Source organism: Micromonospora sp. M42 (assembly GCF_000568915.1).
Lineage (GTDB): Bacteria > Actinomycetota > Actinomycetes > Mycobacteriales > Micromonosporaceae > Micromonospora > Micromonospora chalcea.
In genome coordinates, this window is the sequence record NZ_KK037233.1 from 2,544,323 (window position 1) to 2,548,444 (window position 4,122).

3 protein-coding genes and 2 pseudogenes are annotated in these 4,122 nt (G+C 76.6%); 2 read left to right on the forward strand and 3 right to left on the reverse strand.

All coding sequences use genetic code 11. From position 1 onward, the window contains the following. Window positions 1–121: 121 nt before the first annotated feature. Together MCBG_RS11440 and MCBG_RS11445 are read right to left on the reverse strand one after the other, a co-directional pair. Window positions 122–1,025, reverse strand: a pseudogene (locus MCBG_RS11440) (hypothetical protein). Window positions 1,026–1,073: 48 nt separating this feature from the next. Beyond that, window positions 1,074–1,595, reverse strand: coding sequence for a VOC family protein (locus tag MCBG_RS11445; protein ID WP_043325531.1), 522 nt, complete (start codon window positions 1,593–1,595; stop codon window positions 1,074–1,076). Window positions 1,596–1,645: 50 nt separating this feature from the next. On the opposite strand from MCBG_RS11445, the gene MCBG_RS11450 reads away from it, so the two are divergent. Both MCBG_RS11450 and MCBG_RS11455 read left to right on the forward strand, forming a co-directional pair. After that, window positions 1,646–2,116, forward strand: coding sequence for a MarR family winged helix-turn-helix transcriptional regulator (locus tag MCBG_RS11450; protein WP_043330503.1), 471 nt, complete (start codon window positions 1,646–1,648; stop codon window positions 2,114–2,116). 48 nt (window positions 2,117–2,164) lie between these two features. Beyond that, window positions 2,165–3,757, forward strand: a complete 1,593-nt coding sequence (locus MCBG_RS11455) for a tetratricopeptide repeat protein (protein WP_043325533.1) — start codon at window positions 2,165–2,167, stop codon at window positions 3,755–3,757. 4 nt (window positions 3,758–3,761) lie between these two features. On the opposite strand, the pseudogene MCBG_RS32480 reads toward MCBG_RS11455, so the two are convergent. Then, window positions 3,762–4,122: pseudogene (locus MCBG_RS32480) on the reverse strand (ATP-binding protein); the annotation flags it as partial.

The window sequence follows — 4,122 nt, forward strand, 5'->3', positions numbered from 1 at the left end:
GGCCACCCTCACCACTGTCGGCTACGGCGACGTACACGCCCAGGGCCAGATCGCCGCATCGCGGTGTGCGCGCAGATGGTGTTCAGCATCGGTGTGGTCGCCACCGGAGCCTCGATAGTGGTCAAGCAGATGACCCAGCGTTCGGGGCGGCGCTGATCAGCACGTCCCCGCCGAGCCGGCCGTGCTCGGGATCGCGGGTCGCCGCGCCGGAGGCGAGCAGCGAGGCCAGCGCCCGTTTGGCGTCGGGCGGCCCGGTAGACGGTCGCCGTGGTGGCGAAGCGGCGCAGCTCGGTGACCGTACGCGGACCGGAGCGGGCCAGCTCGGCCAGCAGTTCCCGGCGCAGCGGGCCGGGCTCGGGTTCGAGCGAGATGTCGAGCAGCCGCCCCTGCGGGTCGGCCGGGTCGCGGTAGCGCACCCCGGCGTACTCGTCGACCGCCCAGAGCGCCTCCTTGACCGTCTCCAGCCCCTTGTCGGAGCCGGTGGCGTAGCCGAGCAGCCGCGCCGGGGCGTCCCCGTCGGGCACCAGCTCGACCTCGGTGGCGAGCGGGAACCCGGCGGCGCTCAGCGCCGGGCGCAGCGACCGGCCGGGCACGGTGACCAGCAGCAGCTCGGCCGGGCGGCCGGACGCGGCGGCGGCGAGCAGGGCCGGGTCCGGGTCGGCGCCGTCGGCCACGGTGAGCAGCGGCGCGCCGGCCGCGCCCGCGGCCTTGAGCGCCACCGGCAGCCGGTCCGGTCCGCCGGGCACCAGGTGCACGGCGACGTCGGCCGGCAGCGCGGCCTCGGCGGCGCCGAGCCGCGTCGCCAGGTCGGTGCCGTCGTCGGCCACCACCAGCACGGTCAGCCGCCGCCCGCGCAGCCGGTCGGCGAACTCGGCCACCACCCGCAACGCCTCCTCCGAGCCGGTGGCGTCACCCCCGGCGTACGCGAGCGCGAGCGTGGCCCGCCGCGCCCGGTGCAGCGCGGCGGGGAGCCAGTGGTCGAGCTGGCGGACGAGCAGCTCGCGCAGGACGGCGTCGGTCGACATGGTGCCGTTTCTACCGCACGGCGCGGCGGGACCGGCCGTGAACCCCGCTCAGACCGGGACGGAGATGCCCACGCCGCCGCGGGTCTGCCCGCCGTAGCGCTGCCGCTCGCGGTCCAGGTCGAGCCGCCCGATGCGGGTACGCGCGGCCAGCGCTGCGTCGTCGAGCAGCTCGGCCGGGACGATCCAGACGATCTCGAACTCCAGCCCGTCCGGGTCGCGGCCGTAGAGGCTCTTGGTGGTGCCGTGGTCGGACGCGCCGACCAGCGCCCCGGCGGCGGCCAGCCGCTCGGCGGTGGCGCCCAGCTCGTCGAGCGTGTCCAGCTCCCAGGCCAGGTGGTAGAGGCCGACGGTGGCCCGGCCGGCCTGGGACGCCCCGGCCGCCGCGCCGATCTCGAACAGCCCGAGGTCGTGGTCGTTGGTGGAGTCGGGCGCCTGGAGGAACGCGGCGCCGCGGAAGCCCTCGGGCGTCATCGGGACCCGCCGGAAGCCCAGCACGTCGCGGTAGAAGGCGACGCTGCGCTCCAGGTCACTGACGTAGAGGACGGCGTGGTTGAGTCGGTGGATGCCCATGCCACCGACCGTACCCCGGTTTTGTTGAGCGTTCAACTATCGGCGCTATGATGGGCGTCATGACCCGGTGGCTGGACCCCGACGAGCAGCGGACCTGGCGCGCCTTCCTGACCGCCTCCCGGGCGCTGATGGACGCGCTCGACCGCGAGCTGCAACGCGACGCGGGCATGCCGCACGCGTACTACGAGATCCTGGTCCGCCTCTCCGAGGCCCCGGACCGGCGGCTGCGGATGAGCGAGCTGGCCGAGCTCACCGGCTCCTCGCGCAGCCGGCTCTCGCACGCCGCCGCCCGGCTGGAGGCGTCCGGGTGGATCCGCCGCGAGGACTGCCCCACCGACCGGCGCGGGCAGATCGCCGTGCTCACCGACACCGGCTTCGCCACCCTGGCCGCCGCCGCGCCCGGCCACGTCGAGGGGGTACGCCGGCACCTGTTCGACGCGCTCAGCCCGGCCCAGGTCGACCAGCTACGCCGGATCAGCGAGACGCTCGCCGACCACTTGACGGATTCGGGACCAAACTGATCCACTCCGGGTCTTGTACATACCGTCGCCGGACGAGCACGATGGGGCGTGTCCTCCGGCTTCGCTGACCTGACCGTCCAGGCGCACCAACTGGTGTCCGAAGGCGACCTCACCGGCGCGGAGCGGCTGCTCGCCGACGCGCTCAGCGACGCCGATCCCCGCCCCGACAACGCCTCCCCCGAACTGGCCGAGGCGGCCGGACTCCAGGCCCGGGTGCTCGTCGCGCTCGGCGAGCCGCACTCCGCCCGCGGCTGGGCCGCGTTCGCGTACGCGGCCGCCACCCGGCTGTTCGGCCGCTCCGACGAGCGCACAGTCACCGCCGCCGCGACGCTCGCCGCGGTGCTGCACCGGGTCGGCAGCGACGCCCGGGCCGCCCGGCTCTACTCCGACGTCATCATCGAGCTGACCGCCCGCGACGGCCCGGAATCGCAGCGGGTGCTCGCCGCGCACGCCGACCTGGCCACCGTGGAGTACGCGCGCGGCCAGTGCGAGGTGGCGCGCGACCGGTTGCAGGACGCCTGGGAGCTGCACCGGGAGGTCTACGGCGACGGCCACCCCAGCGGCATCAAGATGCTGGCGAAGCTCGGCGCGATGGAACGCGACTGCGGCCGGTACGCCGAGGCGCACGAGCACCTGACGCTCGCAGAGGAGCTGTGCCGCCTGCACCTGGACCCCGACGACCCGCTCGCCGCCCAGGTGGCCGGGCTGGCCCGCGCCGCCGCCGACCCGGACCACGTCTGCCCCGCGCCCCCGCCCGCGCCCGCTCCCGAGCCGCCGCCCGCCCGCACCACGCCGGTGGTGCCCGCCGCGCGGGTCCCCCCGCAGGACGAAGGGCCGCACGACCTGCCGCCGTACAGCCCGCCCGCGCTGGACGAGCCGGTCGAGACGCCGCTCTACCACCCGCCCGGCCGGGCCGCCGAGACCGCGCACGTGCCGACGCCGCGTACCGCGCCCGACGCCGACGCCGACGCGCTCGACGACTACCCGTGGCCGCCCGACGAGCCGGCCGAGCCGCTGTGGCGCCCCGGCGCGGACCCGCTGCCGCCCACTGTGGTCGGGCTCACCGGCGACGAGCCGGACGGCGTACGCCGGGTGCCACCGGCCCCGCCCGAGCCGCCGTCGCGCTACCTGCCGGTGCACGTGCCCCGGCCACCGGCCGCCGAGCGGCGCACACTGCCCTGGCTGCCGCTCGTGGTGCTCGGCGTGGTGGTGGCGCTGCTGCTCGGCACCATCGCGGTGATCGCCGGGGTGTCCCGGGTGGACGACCGCCGCGACACCCCGCCACCGGCCACCGGCGCACCGGCGTCCAGCGCGCCTCCGCCCACCTCCGCCGGTCCCGCGCCGTCCACTCCCGCCGCCGCCAAGCCCGGCACCCCGCCCGGCAGCTTCACGCTCACCGACCGCCGCGACAGCATCGTGCTGAGCTGGACGTACCCGCCGGGCGCGGAAGGACCGGTGGTGGTCGCCGGCGGCCGTGCCGGGCAGCCGCAGGGCACGTTCGCCACGCTGCCCGCCGGCTCCGCCGACTACATCGCCTACGGGCTCGACCGCACCACCGACTACTGCTTCACCGTCGCGCTCGTCTGGTCCACCGACACCGTCGCCCGCACCGGCCCGGTCTGCACCAAGCGCCGCCGCTGACCGCTCACTCCGGGTCCGGCTCGGCCAGCGCGGGCAGCCGTACCGTCGCGCGCAGCCCCGGCGCGGCGGCGCCGGGCGCCGCGTCGGCCAGCTCCACCGCGCCGCCGGCCCGGCGCACCAGCTCACGCACGATCTTCTTTTTCCAGGCCCGCGCCGCCCTCGTCGCGGGCCCGCGCGTCGTCCAGCCGGGTGAACCGGGCGAACACCCGCTCCCGGTCCGCCGCCGGGACGCCCGGCCCGTCGTCGGTCACCGTGACCAGGTGGTACGCCCCGTCCGGCCCGCTCACGGCCAGCTCCACGCCGGTACGCGCGTGCCGAAGCGTTGTCCACCAGGTTCACCAGCACCCGGCGCAACTCCCCCGCGT

Bases quoted from the DNA above. Each gene is read 5' to 3' on its own strand.
- MCBG_RS11445 (WP_043325531.1), bottom strand. From the start codon at position 1,595: ATGGGCATCCACCGACTCAACCACGCCGTCCTCTACGTCAGTGACCTG.
- MCBG_RS11450 (WP_043330503.1), top strand. From the start codon at position 1,646: ATGGGCGTCATGACCCGGTGGCTGGACCCCGACGAGCAGCGGACCTGG.